Here is a 14,397-nt window from a genome sequence, read left to right as displayed (position 1 = left end):
TATTTATAAACAATATAAAATATCGTTTTATTACCCATAAACGAAAAGTTTAACCGTTACCACAGAGCATAAAGCCATCCTGTTTCATCCCCCCCCGATAGCAACCGATTGCTATGTGTCATAATGGCATCAAAGAACACACCTTTTCTTCCCCATAACTATTTGCGTTTTATTCAATCATTCGCAAAAAATTAAAACAATAAGAATAAGGAGAGGTGAATACACGCACTCAGCGTCAAAAGCATGGCGAGGCATCCTTTGTCTCCGCAGAAGATCGCATGTAATCAAAATGTGACAGGCCGATATACTAACTTCAACGTCTTTGTGGCATTCTTTTCCGTAGTTTGTAACATGGACAAGGTTAAAATGGACGATAACTCACCGAAACTTTCTTTACGCACCATCGAACCCACCGACTACCAAGAACTCTCCGAACTCATGAATCTAGTTTTTCATGACGTGGGCGGTGCATGGCCTCGCTTGACCATCATGGATTTGATCCATCAGTTTCCCGATGGACAGGTCTGCATTGAATACAACGGTAAAATCGTCGGGGCAGCATTAACCATTAAGGTGAACTATAACCGCTTCTCTCTCCCGCACCTGTACACCGACATTATTAATGAAAATAATGTGATACAAAATGAAGTGACCGGTGATGCCATGTATGGTTTAGATGTCTTTGTGCACCCGGATTACCGTGGCCTGCGCTTGGGCCGACGCTTGTATGATGCCCGTAAAGAACTGTGCCGAACCCACAACTTTAAGGCCATTTTGGCCGGTGGTCGCATCCCTAATTACCACCTGCATGCCGATACCCTGTCAGTGCCCGATTACATCGATAAAGTGAAACGCCGCGAACTGCATGATCCTATCCTGTCGTTCCAGTTAGCCAATGACTTTGACGTAAAGCGCATCATGCGGGGTTATCTTCCGGAAGATAACGCATCGAATGGCTATGCCACGTTATTAGAATGGGATAACTTCTTCTACGAAGAAGACGTACAGTCTATCCACGATGTAGAGAAAAACTTGGTCCGCATTGGCGTGGTGCAATGGCAAATGCGCGCAATGAACGATTTGGAAGACTTCCTCGACCAAGCGGAATTTTTCATCTCTTCACTGTCAAAATACAAAGCCGACTTTGCGCTGTTTCCTGAATTTTTCAATGCGCCGTTAATGGGGCTGAATAACGAACATAATTCCGTGGAAGCGATTCGTTTTCTTGCCAGTTTCAGTGAAGAAATTAAACAACGTTTCTCGCAAATGGCGGTCACGTATAACATCAATATCATTGCGGGCAGTATGCCGGTGATTGAAGATGGGAAACTCTTTAACGTCTCCTACTTATTGCAACGTGATGGCGAAATTAACGCCCAATACAAAATCCACATTACCCCGCATGAAGTGAAAGATTGGGTCATTGACGGCGGTAATGAGGTCAAGGTATTTGAAACTGATGCAGGACGCGTGGGCATCTTGATCTGTTATGACTCTGAATTCCCAGAGTTAGGCCGCATTATGGCAGAACAAGGGGTACAAATTCTGTTTGTGCCATTTTGGACAGACACCAAAAATGGCTACCTCCGTGTACGACTCTGCTCACAAGCCCGTGCTATTGAAAACGAATGTTATGTGGCCATTGGCGGCAGTGTCGGTAATTTACCGCGCGTCGACAATGTGGATATTCAGTATGCCCAGTCGGCGGTCTTCTCCCCGTCAGACATTTACTTCCCGCACGATGCGACACTCACCGAAGCCAGCCCGAATACCGAGATGATTATTTTTGCGGATGTGGACCTCAGCAAACTGAAAGAGTTGAACACTGAAGGCTCAGTGACGAACTTGCGTCATCGCCGCATGGATCTGTATGGCGGTTTCACGCAACCCAAAACCGCACCAGAATAAGCATAAAAAAAACAGGGCGGATCATCGATTCGCCCTGCTTATTTCACATTCACGTATTACAAATTGGCAAATTCAGCTGCCGCCATGCCATAAAACAAGCGGTCATCGACACCCCCCGCCACTTTGTAATAGCCCGTCAAACGCCCTTCCGCACGGAAACCGCATTTTTCCATCGTTTTGTACGACCCGATATTTTGTCCGTAGCAATCAGCCGTCAGCTTATGCACATCCAAGGTAGTGAAGGCCAACTGCGTCAAAGTGCGGCAAACCGCGGTCGCAATACCTTTGCCCCACGCATGTTCAGACAATTGATAGCCCACTTCCATATTGCCCGGTAACAACATGACTTGTGCTAACCCCCCCATGCCCATGTAGCGACCTTGCTGATCGCGGACAATCACGGTTGGGTGTTCTGGCCAACGATCTTCGGTAATGGCCATTTCTGTATCTTCAATAATTGGGCCAAAGAAGCCGTGGTAAAGCGCTTCTGGCGCAGGGGCAAAGAAAAGATACTGCGCAACGTTAGGGTTATCCAGCATCACCAAAATGTCCGCCATGTCAGCAGGACGGATCAGCGCCATGTTGTAATCGTCAGTCAAAGAAATCGCGTGGCCTTGGCGCAGTGCATCAAAATTATTCATTGTGGATCGTTCTCATCGTTATTATGGACGCGAGTATATACACAAGTTTTCACCATGCATTGAACATTTACGACAACATGAACGCGAGGAGAAGGTGGCGAAACAACATAACGGGGGGAGGATGACACTCTCCCCACTGCACGGGGCACCACTTGAGGAGAGCAAGGCAGGGCTATTTCCAGCCCATGATCCAGTTTTCTTGATTTTTCAGATCACGCCAATCAATAGGGAAAAAACGATGGTTGATCACCGCTTGAATCAGGCAGCGCGTCACTTTTTGATGTTCATCAAACTCAACATCAATCACCATAAAATGCCGCTCTTTTCCTTCTATCTGGGTTTTGGTCCACTTGCTGCCGTACAAGGCTTTAGGATGGATGCGATTCATCGTGACCTCCTGGTTGTGCTATTAACAGGTTCCTTGCGATAACACGTCATAAAGACAACGTCTCAACAAGGTACGAAAGCAGATTACCATGGGATCAAGGGGGTGTATTCTTCGTATCGCGAATTTCTCATGGTAATGCGTCACCTACATACCTGTTATGAGAAATTTGTGCGCCTTTTCGGAACGTATTACAAGATTTGTTCGCCATGAACATAAAAAATGCCACGATCAACGTAGCATTTTTCGTTCATTCATCCGGGGACTTCCCTCCCCCTTTCGCGATTATACTAACAAGGTGTTACCCAGCACTCTGGCGACGGCGTCATCAATCACGGGTTGTACCGAAATGTCCATGTCGTTATTCCAACGCAGTGCGTATGCGGTGACGGCCTCAATGCTGTTCGATTCCACCACGCACACGCCAGCACCACTGACCACATCATGCCAGCGCCCAATCAGGGTAATATCATCCCCCATCAGGGTCTTGTCTTGTTCTTGGGTCAGCTGTGCAAAGTGTGCCAGCACCTCATGGGTGCGTCCTTGGTAGATCTGCCACGAAATCAAAAATGTCATGATCATTGCCTCACTGTCGATAGATAACTCACATACAGGATACGATGTATCGAAACTGGCTCTCGCCTTACTCTGAGTATAACCTGCTCACTGTCACTCTCTCTTCTTTCCCCTCTCGGTGATCTCTCCCACCTATATATCTCGCCTATCTCTCTTGCCGATATCTCGCCCGTTAGTCGATTATCACTTTTTTGCACCGGTCTTTTACTGTGTCTGCGAGCTAGACCACTCAATAAAAAGGGAAAACGCAAACAATAGTGTTCTGTGCTGTGTATTTCTTAGTCAAAAGAACAAAAAATTATTGATCAAGATCAAATAAATTTTTCAATTATCAAAAAACAATACAAACCATTCTCATTCCTGATGTAATATGCGAATGATTCTTATTTGTTAGCATTCACAGGATAGTTATGCCGCGCGTATCGACTTTGTTCAAAACCGTTCTTTTGCTCAGCAGTTTCATTGGCAGTCCGCTAGTGAGTGCTGAATCCATCACTGTTAACCATGTCATGGGCAAGACGGTGATCCCTGATACGCCAAAACGCGTTATTGTGGTCGGCGGAAACGGCAGCCTCGATGTATTACACCGTTTAGGCGTAAAACCGGTCGGCGCAGTCACTACCTTGCTTCCTGCGTACCTAACTGATTTTGCTAAAAAAGACATCGTACACGTCGGCAGCATGAAAGAAGTCGACTACGAAAAAATCTTCACGCTGCAGCCTGATGTGATCATCGCTGAAGCACGCATGGTGGATGCTTACCCTACCCTTTCAAGCATTGCCCCAACCGTGATGTACACCATCGAATACGGTAATTACTGGAAAGATACCCAGCGCAATTGGCGTATGCTCGGTAAAATCTTCAACAAAGAACAAGCAGTTGAAGACTACATTACCGAGACACAAACGCAGTTTGCGGCTATCCGCGCTGAAGTAGACAAGCACGATTTCAACACACTGGCCGTCATGAACAACGGTAACAATGTGTCGATGTTTGGCCGTGAAGGTCGCTTCTCTGTCATTTTCAATGAATTCGGTTTTGATGAAGCGAAAGGGTCGACCTCAACGAACCCGCACGGTAACCTGATTTCGTTTGAATTTATTGCAGAAGCCGCACCGGACGTTCTGTTCATTCTTGACCGCGAACAAGCTATCGGCACCAGCACCGGTAAAGCCAAAATCCTGTTTGATAACCCATTAATCAAAAGTACACCGGCATATAAAAACAACCGCATTGTGTACCTGAATCCAACCGCTTGGTACTTAACCATCGCCGGTATGGATGCAACACAAATGATGATTGATGACATGAACGCTGTTTTCACCCCGAAAACAGCCCACTAATTTGACTTACTAGCCCGGCCTTGGCCGGGCGTTGTTGTACTATGCAGAACCTAAAATATCTCGCGGCCTTATGCGCCCTTTTGTTGCTGGGCAGCGCCTCCCTGTTTGTGGGTGTCGCCGACATTACTCCCCAAAGTTTCTTGGCCGGTGACAGTCACGCCCAATCGATTCTTTTTTCTAGCCGTTTACCCCGTTTATTGGCCATTTGCTTAGCCGGTGCCGGTTTGAGCATCGCCGGTCTGATCATGCAGCAGATCTGCCAAAACCGCTTTGCCTCCCCTGACACCACTGGCACCATTGACTGCGCCATGCTGGGTTACATTGTCAGCTTACTGCTATTTTCAGACCTTAGCCGCTGGGCTAACTTGGCGGTCATTTTTGTGTTTGCCGTTGCCGGTACGTTGTTATTCGTGCAATTTTTACAGCGTCTGCAATTTAAAAATGCGGTCTTGGTCCCGCTGATTGGCATCATGTACGGCAACGTTGTTTCTGCGCTTACCACGTTCATTGCTTACCGTTACGATTTGGTACAAACCCTCTCGGCATGGACCGTGGCAAACTTCGCTTCAGTCTTGCAAGGTAACTACGAATTTCTGTATCTGGCACTACCAGCAGGCATCATCGCGTACTACTTTGCCAGCCAATTCAGTGCGGCCAGCGTCGGCGAAAGCTTTGCAAAGAACATCGGTATCGACTTCCAAAAAATTGTCTTTATTGGCGTCTTGATCGTCGCGGTCCTGTCATCGTCAGTGGTCATGATTGTTGGTGTGATCCCCTTCCTTGGCTTGATCGTGCCTAACTTGGTGGCGATGTACATGGGTGACAACATGCGCCGCAACTTGCCATGGACCGCCTACTGGGGCGTGATGATGGTACTGGCGTGCGATGTGATCGGCCGTATTATTATTTTCCCTTATGAAATGCCTATCTCCATGATCATCAGCATCGTGGGTGGGGTGATCTTTATCGCCTTGGTACTGCGAGATAAATCAAATGCGTGATGCTCATAAAGCAATGGGGCTGGCAGTGCTCAGCGTCTTAATCATCGGTTATTTCATCGGTAATGGCCTGAATGCTCAAAACTATGCGTTCTTCCTGTCGCTGCGTTTACCGAAAGTCTTGGCGATTGTGCTGGCAGCGATTGCGATTTCCAGCTCATCGTTGGTGTTTCAGACCATCACCAATAACCGAATCTTAACCCCGTCGATTCTGGGGTTTGATTCACTGTATGTCATGATTCAAGTCATGATCGTAGTGATGTTCGGCAGCATGAGCGTATGGCTGATCGACGCGAAAATTAATTTCATGATCACCACGCTGGCCATGAGCAGCTTCGCCATGGTGCTGTTTGGCTTCTATTTCCGCCGCAAGAACAGCAATGTCTTTACGCTGCTGTTGATCGGTATCGTCTGCGGCAGCTTGTTCGGCAGTGTCACCAACTTCTTCACCATGCTGTTGGATCCTAACGAGTTCCTGAACCTGCAAAGCACCATGTTCGCCAGCTTCAGCAATGTGAACAAAGAATTGGTGTATTGGTCTATTGTGCCGCTCGCACTGTGTTTGGCTTATCTGTACCGTTTATCGAACAAGCTGGATGTGTTCTGGCTGGGCGTGGATAACGCCAAAAGTTTGGGTGTCGATACAAAAAAAGTCACGATGCAAGTGATGATGACCATTACGCTGATGGTTTCTATTTCCACCGCATTGGTCGGTCCGGTCCTGTTCTTTGGCTTGATTGTGGTCAGCTTGACCCGTCAGATCTTCACCGGCTACCAACACCGCTTTCTCCTGACGGCTGGCAGCCTGTTGTCGGTCGTCCTGCTGGTGGGCGGCCAATGGCTGATTGAAAAAGTCTTCGCGTTTGATACCACCATCAGCGTCAYCATTAACTTTGYGGGCGGCGGCTACTTCCTCTTCCTCTTAATSCGCAATAAGTTTGATTAATCATGATTAAGTTAACTGGATTATCTAAAAAATATAACGATGCCTTCGTGGTCAAAAATGCCGACGCGTTGTTTCCATTAGGAGAAGTCACCTCAATCATCGGGCCCAATGGAGCAGGGAAAAGTACCCTACTCTCCATGGCCAGTCGCCTGACCGACAGCGATGCAGGTGAAGTGCTGATTGCCGGTAAACCGTTAGCACAATGGGACACGAAATCGCTGTCTAAACAACTGGCGGTATTGCGTCAATCCAATAACATCAACATGCGCTTTACCGTGCGTGAACTGGTGGCGTTTGGCCGTTTCCCGCACAGTCAGGGACGTCTAACGGCTGAAGATAATCAGATTATTGATCAAGCCCTGAGCCATCTGGACATTGAATACATTCAAGATAAATTCTTGGATCAACTCAGTGGTGGTCAACGCCAAATGGCGTTCATTGCCATGGTTGTAGCGCAGGATACGGATTACATTTTCTTGGATGAGCCGCTGAATAACTTGGATATCAAGCACTCAGTGGAAATCATGCAAACGCTACGAAAACTGGCGCATGACATGAAAAAAGCGGTGGTGATTGTGATCCACGATATCAACTTTGCGTCATGCTATTCCGATAACATTATCGCGATGCGCAAAGGGGAAGTGATTGCCAGCGGCAAGACAACAGAGGTCATCCAGAAGCCAATCATGGAAGACATTTATGCTATCCCGTTTGATATTCAGGAAGTGAACGGCAAGCGTATCTGTATGTACTACGGTATGTAACGCGTTACCGCGTGATATCGTCGGTGAGACAAATAATAACGCCGTGTGTCATCTGCATGACACACGGCGTTATTGTTATTATGCGTTAGCTTGTGCTTCGTTATCTTCATGCTTCAGCACTTTGTGGCCTTCTTCGGTCACGCCCTGCTTCCAGTAACTGCTGATATAGCAATCTGTACGCGGTACTTCTCGCTCGCCATTTACATAGCCGCGGATCGCTTTCATCGCACTGAATTCACACGCACACCACACTGCAACCTTGCCAGATAACCATGCAAGCTCGGCCACCACCTCGACCAGTGATTGCGTGCTTTCATCTTGCGCATGCACAATCAATGTCACGCCTTCTGGCAACGCCATCGCTTGCACATCAGCACGTGTCGTGACATTCACGACCACGTAGCCTTTCGCATCCGCAGGCAGTGTGGCCGCTTTCGCCATGACCGCCGTCAACGATGTCATGTCAGCGACCAATAGATACCAATCCGCTTCTGTCATGTAGCTTTGAATCGGCTGTGGGCCTGCAAAGCACAGGGTATCACCGGCTTTTGCATTGACAGCAAAATAGGCCGCATAGCCGCCTTGCGATGGGTCAAATGGGGTTGCCAGCTCCGCATGGCGAACGAAATCTACCGAGAGGGTACCCTGTTCCATATCGCGTTCGCTGATGGTCAAGGTTCGCATTACCGGCTTCGCACTGGCAAGTAACGCGTCTGTGCTTGTTTCACCTTCGGGACTAAACAGCAGTTTCACATAATGACCCGCACAATCGGCAGGAAAGCGGGCAACATCTTCACCACCAAACACCACACGTTGCATGTTAGGGGTAATACAGTCATTTGACAGTACGGTTAAGGTTTTGATCTTGTGTTCTTGCAATGCTGCAGCCAAGTTAAACTTATTCATTATGATTCTCATTTGCATATAGTGTCGGTATTCTACCGCATTTCAGCAAAGGGATGCCGCACTTTTTTAATCGGTATTTCTGATATATATCAAACACTGAGTGGTCAATAACCACAGGTATTATCACTGACATTGAAATACAATTATTACGCATACTCGACCATAAGGATTACCGATGAAACAGGTATCTGCTGCCCTGACGTTATTGCTGTTGATATGGCTGGGTACTGTCCACGCCGCCGCAAACAATAACATCCAGATCCGCTATTTACCCGCCACGTCAGCGGCCGATAAACACGCCGCACAAACCATCAAGCAAAGTGGCGTAAACGACACGCTCATCGTGTTATCAGCGGATCACTTCCCGTTTAACGCCCCCTTGACCGTCACGTATGGCGGAGAGGAAGGCCCGCTTTATGATCCGAATAGCCATACCATCCACATCCCCTACGCGTTTTATGTCGAATCGGTGAATTACTTCGCCAATAACGACTATCAGAAACGCTATGGAAAAAGTGCCCAAGAAGGCGCGCAAGATACCCTTCTGCATACCCTGCTCCACGAAGCCGGGCATGCGTATATTGACGATCAAGACATTCCGGTATTGGGTAAAGAAGAAGATGCGGTAGACAATTTCGCGACACTGTTACTGATTGATCATGTGGAAAATGGCGATGAGATAGCCATTAGTGCGGCAGATATGTTTGCGTTTGAGTCGGATGATCGACCCGATTACTACGATTTTGGAGAATACATTGATGAGCACAGCTTTGATCTTCAGCGGTATTTCTCGACCCTGTGTTTAGTGTACGGCAGCGATCCTGACGCGCACAAAGCATTATTGGATGACGTTGAAGAAGATTACCTGCGTGACAGACAAGACTTTTGCCAATACAACTACGAGACGTTGAAAGCAAACTGGCAACGGTATTTACACTCGCCAGCCATAGAGAATTCAGAGAAACCAAAACAAAATAAAAATAGCCAGCCCCAGTGAGGCTAGCCATTCAATCTGACAGGTACCGCGTTTTCACGAACGTGTTTATGCGCAGTTTTTTATGCGTTAATCAGCGCTTGCTCTTTCAGCCACGCCATCGCGACCAACAAGGCGGCTGAACAACGGGCTTCATCGTGCATGTTCACGTAAGCCAGTTCTTCGATTTCCGCATCAGCCTGTAATTCACCGCTGTAGTCAGCAAAGTAACAGGTCAGTTGGACTGAAATGCCTTCCGCTTTACCGTCCGCTGGCCCCACGAAAGTGCCAGCATACTGTAAGCTACTGGAGACCAAATCCACGGATAGTTCTTCTTTGATCTCACGGATCAACGCTTGCTCATCGGTTTCACCGGCTTCACGTTTACCGCCCGGTAAATAGAACAGGGTTTTACCCACTGAGCGTACGGTAAGCAGCTTGCCGTCACGCAGCGTAAACCACGCCAGTTTATCGATCACTTTTTCCATTGTATCCTCAAACTCACTATTATCGTATGTGTGTGCATATGCTACGCAGCACACTACGATGAAAAACTGTTCAACGCGGCAAGCGCTTGTGCCGCTTTTTCTTTTTGTACAAAAATATGATCGTGGTAATAAGCCGCAATCACATTGGCACTGATGCCATGATCTTTCAGTTTTGTCGCTACCGCAGCGGTTAAGCCCACGGCCTCTAAGCTGGAATGCACCATCAGGCTGATCAAGCTAAACACACCGTCAAACGCTAACCCTGCCGCTTCCGCATTCTCGCGTGTCAGCACTAAGGTTAAGCCTTCTTGCTCTTGAAACGTGGCTATCGGTGCGCACTGCACGTAATCAGCCAGTGCGCCATCAACCGTACAGAAAACATAATCACCGTCCATTAATGCCGGTGACATGGATTGTAACAGTGTCTCTAACTCAGTAATTCCTGACATGTGCCCCCCTTTTGCCTTTAATTGAATCACACTGGCATCATAGCACCTTAAGCCTGACGATCTGCCCACGCTTTGGCGATTTTGACCACGACTTTTTTCACCGGCGCAGGTTGCTGCGGTGCAACCAATGGGCGGTGTGGCTGGAAAGTGTCAAAAATAATGAAATCTCCCGGCTGCAGCGTGGCAAATTGTTCATCAATAACCTGCTCACTGAAAGCCAAATCTTTCTCTGCCAGCAAATCTTCATCAATCGCGGTAAAAGGCTTCAGGCTATAACCAAAGCACTCTTCCCCTTCCAGCACGATCTGCACGTCCATGTATTTGGCGTGGCATTCCGATTTGCGCTCGGAAAGCACTTGGGTGTGATCATCGGCAATAAAATAGAACACGTCGTCAGGGGTCACATTCTCCGCCACCACCTCATAACGGCCAGGGGCTTGTTGCGCCGCCAATTGCTCTTTTACCTGACGGATAATCGCCATCACAGCCGCTGGCAACGCGGTGCCTTTCTCTGTTTGTATTGCGGTATCTGCACCGCTCATTACTAATGCCGCTAATTGACCTTGGTACACGCTCGCCTCTGCAAAAAATACTCATAAAACACTATATTACCGTGCTTCCTCGTTGATTACCCTTGATAAAATCAAGGGAGCTTGGTGTTTCGTCACGCTAATGATAAATTCATGCTTATCGCTCTGTATTAGAAAGGAATCTCTGTGTTTACTGTTCGCGCTGCCACCCTGCAAGACCAAGACGCTATCGCCCATTTGCATGCGCAAAACTGGCAAGCCATTTATCGAGGGCAACTCACTCAAGCCTATTTAGACAACGATGTATTTGATGAGCGTTTGGCGCTGTGGCAACACCGCTTCAACCAACCAACATCCAATCAACACATTCTTGTGGCATGTGACGGCACACACATTGCGGGGTTTATCTGTCTGTATCTGGACCTACACGCCCAGTGGGGAAGTATTATTGATAACCTGCATATCAGCCAGCACCAMAAAGGCAAAGGGTTAGGAGGCATGTTACTGACACACGCTGCGACCCTGATTCAACAACACGCACAATCGACGGGGATGTACCTTGAAGTGCTGGCAGCTAACCATAGAGCGCAAGCTTTTTATCAGCACATGGGGGGCGACAATATTCATGCCCAACAATGGGTCGCGCCAGAGGGCAGTTTGGTCGATGAATATGTGTATCACTGGCCAACACTGACGCGATTTATCGCTAATCCTCCAGTTTGATAAACTGAATATCACAGGGCATCTTACGCAATAGCGGCTCACTGGCTGATAAGGTGAGCTGGCGAAATATCGTCGATTCGTGATGCCCGATAACCAAAAGATCCACCTCGAACGTGTCTATCGCTCGAATGATCTGATCTTCCACATATCCTGCATAGAAGATGTGCTTATGCACGGGATAATCCACCTCTGATAACAACTTCGTCATAGCAATGACACCTTCACTCTGCACCTCGCTGTTATTCAGCCCATCAAATTCTCGCACACCTTCATACAGCGCGGAAAAATCAGGGTCGATGTGAATCACACTAAACAAGGCATGGTGGAGTTTAGCCTCTTGCGCAGCTTTGCTAATAAGGAAGCCCGCATTGCCATCAAAATTCACGGCGAGCATGACATGTTTGTATTTCATCACTCCTCCTCTCTACCTTTTGTTCATTCACAGACGACTAATGGCAAAGACCAGCCTGCCATTCTGCTGCTTTGACTATAGATGAGTTAGGGTGACGCGCAATGCACAACGGGTAATGTATGACGGACAATAGGGATGATAAGGGGGCACAATAGTAAACGGTCTGCCATAGCACGAAAAAAGGCCCGCAAGCGGACCTTTCATTTCAACCGTGACAGTCAATTATTTCTTAAAGAAAGCACGCTTGAGCGCAAGCTCTAACCCGCGCACTTCGGCTAAGCCTTTCAAACGACCGATAGCGGAATAGCCCGGGTTTGTCGTCTTCTTCAGATCATCCAGCATTTGGTGACCATGATCAGGACGCATTGGAATCAAGCGAGCCTCGCCAGCTTGTTCACGACGCTGCTCTTCTTCGAGAATCGCCATCACCACATCATACATATCCACATCACCTTCAAGGTGTGCTGCTTCATGGAAGCTCATCGGATTGTCTTCACGCTGTGTTGAGCGCAGATGGGTAAAGTAAATACGCTCACCGTGCTGCTTGATCATATTCACCAAGTCATTATCGCCACGTACACCGTAAGACCCGGTACACATGGTAATGCCGTTATTTTTGCTCGGCACTTCCTTGGTCAACCAATCAATGTCTTCAATGGTGGATACGATACGAGGCAAGCCAAGGATCGGACGCGGTGGATCGTCTGGGTGTACTGCCATTTTCAGGCCTGTCGCATCACACACGGGCATCAGTTCAGACAAGAAATGCTTCATATGCTGGCGCAATGCGTCTTTATCTATGCCCGCATAGCGATCAAGTTGTGCCTGAAACTCTTCCAGTGTATAGCCTTCTTCAGCCCCCGGCAGACCAGCAATGATATTGCGGGTTAGCTTGGCGACTTCCGCATCAGACATATTATTAAAATACGCTTGCGCTTGCGCTTGCTCGTCAGCAGAGTAATCATTTTCTGCGCCAGGGCGTTTTAAAATATGCAATTCAAACGCCGCAAAAGCAATTTGGTCAAAACGCAGGGCTTTTGACCCATCAGCCATTTCAAATTCCAGATCAGTACGCGTCCAATCCAAAACAGGCATAAAGTTATAACACACGGTATCGATACCGCATTCCGCCAAATTGCGTAATGTCTGCTTATAATTATCAATCCAGTGCTGGAAGTTACCGGTTTGTGTTTTTATTTCTTCATGCACAGGCACGCTTTCAACAACAGACCACGTTAAACCTTTTGCTTCAATAATCGCTTTGCGCTTTAGAATTTCATCTTTTGTCCACACTTCACCATTAGGAATATGGTGCAATGCATTCACAATACCCGTTGCACCCGCCTGACGAATATCATCAAGCGAGACAGAATCATTTGGGCCATACCAACGCCACGTTTGTTCCATGACAATCACCTTTTAACAGACAGACTTAACCCGCTCGATAAGATTCGAATTAAGTATTTTTTGACTTTAAATAAACAATTAAACGGTGTTAATTGCCTTCAAATAAAGGCCAATGGAATAATTGGCCGATATAATAGAATGTAACTAGTTTTCTCCACCAAGGAGAACAACGGGGTTTGAGCTAAATAAATACCCATCAAAATTAGGATCATCGATATCAGAGAGATCTAATAACCGTTGCTTTACATTTTCAAGGTGTTGCCACATGGCGTTTTTGGCCGCAATAGGATCTTTGCGCTGCATTGCAGCCAAAATGCGTGCATGGTCTTCCAGCCATTCTTCACGATAAGCCTGATCAGTGATGCGCGCGTGCAAGGTTTTCCACATAGGGCTTTGCTCTCGGCGTTCCCAAGAATGCTTGAGCATATCCACCAGCACAGAGTTCTGGGTCGCTTCAGCAATACACAGATGAAATTGTTCGTCACCCACACATTCTTTGGAACCGCTCGCAAGCTCTGTGCGCTCTAGTTTCAGCGCCGCACGCATTTTTACAATGTCCCCAGGTGTCACCTGAATCGCCGCAAATTCAGCAATATTACTTTCTAATAATTGCCTTGCCTGCAACATTTCAAAGGGGCCTGCATCATCGCTGATCACATTTTCACGGCTGTTCGACAGATTCGGAATATTGAGGACATACACACCCGAGCCTTTTTTCACCTCAACCAGATTTTCTAACTCAAGCATGATGATGGCTTCGCGAACAACAGTACGGCTGACATCCAGTCGTTCTGCAATATCGCGCTCTGGCGGTAGGCGATCGCCCACTTTATAGTGCCCATCAATTAATTCTCGTCTGAGTATTAATCCTAACTCTTGATAAGGTCGTTTAGGTTCAAAAGGCATCATGATGATATTGTCACTCTTTTCCATTACACTCATATACGT

General features: G+C 47.4%; 17 protein-coding genes. 7 read left to right on the top strand and 10 right to left on the bottom strand.

What is annotated here, in order from left to right; translation table 11 throughout:
• Window positions 1-366 precede the first annotated feature (366 nt).
• Window positions 367-1,908, top strand: coding sequence for a GNAT family N-acetyltransferase (locus tag L4C36_RS20375; protein ID WP_428479632.1), 1,542 nt, complete (start codon window positions 367-369; stop codon window positions 1,906-1,908).
• A gap of 56 nt (window positions 1,909-1,964) precedes the next feature.
• Here L4C36_RS20375 and L4C36_RS20370 read toward each other — a convergent pair whose 3' ends face one another.
• From L4C36_RS20370 to L4C36_RS20360, 3 genes are all read right to left on the bottom strand, one after another.
• Entirely contained in the window at window positions 1,965-2,549 is a 585-nt protein-coding gene (locus L4C36_RS20370; RefSeq protein WP_428479630.1) for a GNAT family N-acetyltransferase, read from the bottom strand.
• Between the two features lie 172 nt (window positions 2,550-2,721).
• A complete protein-coding gene (locus L4C36_RS20365; protein ID WP_428479629.1) occupies window positions 2,722-2,937 on the bottom strand; it encodes a TIGR02450 family Trp-rich protein in 216 nt (71 codons plus the stop codon).
• A 282-nt stretch (window positions 2,938-3,219) separates the two neighbouring features.
• On the bottom strand, window positions 3,220-3,510 hold the full coding sequence (locus L4C36_RS20360; RefSeq protein WP_428479628.1) for a DUF3303 domain-containing protein: 291 nt from the start codon (window positions 3,508-3,510) through the stop codon (window positions 3,220-3,222).
• A gap of 410 nt (window positions 3,511-3,920) precedes the next feature.
• Between L4C36_RS20360 and L4C36_RS20355 the strand changes: the two genes are divergently transcribed.
• Genes L4C36_RS20355 through L4C36_RS20340 form a run of 4 tightly spaced genes read left to right on the top strand, consistent with a single transcriptional unit; the run spans window position 3,921 to window position 7,561 of the window.
• A complete protein-coding gene (locus L4C36_RS20355) occupies window positions 3,921-4,853 on the top strand; it encodes a siderophore ABC transporter substrate-binding protein (RefSeq protein WP_428479627.1) in 933 nt (310 codons plus the stop codon).
• A 41-nt stretch (window positions 4,854-4,894) separates the two neighbouring features.
• Window positions 4,895-5,854 (top strand): ABC transporter permease, encoded by a 960-nt coding sequence (locus L4C36_RS20350; protein ID WP_428479626.1) that lies wholly within the window; start codon window positions 4,895-4,897, stop codon window positions 5,852-5,854.
• The gene (locus L4C36_RS20345) at window positions 5,847-6,797 is read left to right on the top strand and encodes an iron chelate uptake ABC transporter family permease subunit (protein ID WP_428479625.1); all 951 of its coding nucleotides are present in this window, start codon (window positions 5,847-5,849) and stop codon (window positions 6,795-6,797) included. Before L4C36_RS20350 ends, L4C36_RS20345 begins: the two co-directional genes overlap by 8 nt.
• A 2-nt stretch (window positions 6,798-6,799) precedes the next feature.
• Complete coding sequence (locus L4C36_RS20340) at window positions 6,800-7,561, top strand: iron ABC transporter ATP-binding protein (protein ID WP_428479624.1); 762 nt, start codon at window positions 6,800-6,802, stop codon at window positions 7,559-7,561.
• 78 nt (window positions 7,562-7,639) lie between these two features.
• Here the strand turns inward: L4C36_RS20340 and L4C36_RS20335 are convergent, their stop codons facing one another.
• A complete protein-coding gene (locus L4C36_RS20335) occupies window positions 7,640-8,467 on the bottom strand; it encodes a siderophore-interacting protein (protein WP_428479623.1) in 828 nt (275 codons plus the stop codon).
• A 175-nt stretch (window positions 8,468-8,642) separates the two neighbouring features.
• Between L4C36_RS20335 and L4C36_RS20330 the strand changes: the two genes are divergently transcribed.
• Window positions 8,643-9,464, top strand: coding sequence for a DUF4344 domain-containing metallopeptidase (locus L4C36_RS20330; RefSeq protein ID WP_428479622.1), 822 nt, complete (start codon window positions 8,643-8,645; stop codon window positions 9,462-9,464).
• Window positions 9,465-9,523: 59 nt separating this feature from the next.
• Here L4C36_RS20330 and L4C36_RS20325 read toward each other — a convergent pair whose 3' ends face one another.
• From L4C36_RS20325 to L4C36_RS20315, 3 genes are read right to left on the bottom strand one after another with little or no spacing between them, the layout of a single operon-like run.
• Window positions 9,524-9,928: an NUDIX hydrolase gene (locus L4C36_RS20325; protein ID WP_428479621.1), complete on the bottom strand. Its 405-nt coding sequence runs from the start codon at window positions 9,926-9,928 to the stop codon at window positions 9,524-9,526.
• A gap of 53 nt (window positions 9,929-9,981) precedes the next feature.
• A complete protein-coding gene (locus L4C36_RS20320; protein WP_428479620.1) occupies window positions 9,982-10,377 on the bottom strand; it encodes an ACT domain-containing protein in 396 nt (131 codons plus the stop codon).
• Window positions 10,378-10,424: 47 nt separating this feature from the next.
• Window positions 10,425-10,919 (bottom strand): NanQ anomerase/TabA/YiaL family protein, encoded by a 495-nt coding sequence (locus tag L4C36_RS20315; protein WP_428479631.1) that lies wholly within the window; start codon window positions 10,917-10,919, stop codon window positions 10,425-10,427.
• A 174-nt stretch (window positions 10,920-11,093) separates the two neighbouring features.
• On the opposite strand from L4C36_RS20315, the gene L4C36_RS20310 reads away from it, so the two are divergent.
• Entirely contained in the window at window positions 11,094-11,630 is a 537-nt protein-coding gene (locus L4C36_RS20310) for a GNAT family N-acetyltransferase (RefSeq protein WP_428479619.1), read from the top strand.
• Here the strand turns inward: L4C36_RS20310 and L4C36_RS20305 are convergent.
• The 3 genes from L4C36_RS20305 to L4C36_RS20295 form a co-directional block, all read right to left on the bottom strand.
• The gene (locus tag L4C36_RS20305) at window positions 11,614-12,042 is read right to left on the bottom strand and encodes a universal stress protein (protein ID WP_428479618.1); all 429 of its coding nucleotides are present in this window, start codon (window positions 12,040-12,042) and stop codon (window positions 11,614-11,616) included. The two genes, L4C36_RS20310 and L4C36_RS20305, sit on opposite strands and share 17 nt — an antisense overlap.
• 222 nt (window positions 12,043-12,264) lie before the next feature.
• On the bottom strand, window positions 12,265-13,449 hold the full coding sequence (gene uxuA, locus L4C36_RS20300; RefSeq protein ID WP_428479617.1) for a mannonate dehydratase: 1,185 nt from the start codon (window positions 13,447-13,449) through the stop codon (window positions 12,265-12,267).
• A gap of 144 nt (window positions 13,450-13,593) precedes the next feature.
• Window positions 13,594-14,382 (bottom strand): FCD domain-containing protein, encoded by a 789-nt coding sequence (locus tag L4C36_RS20295; RefSeq protein ID WP_428479616.1) that lies wholly within the window; start codon window positions 14,380-14,382, stop codon window positions 13,594-13,596.
• Window positions 14,383-14,397 lie beyond the last annotated feature (15 nt).

The organism is Photobacterium japonica (assembly GCF_050337005.1).
GTDB classification, from domain to species: Bacteria; Pseudomonadota; Gammaproteobacteria; order Enterobacterales; family Vibrionaceae; genus Photobacterium; species Photobacterium japonica.
This window is presented reverse-complemented; position numbering and strand designations above follow the sequence as displayed.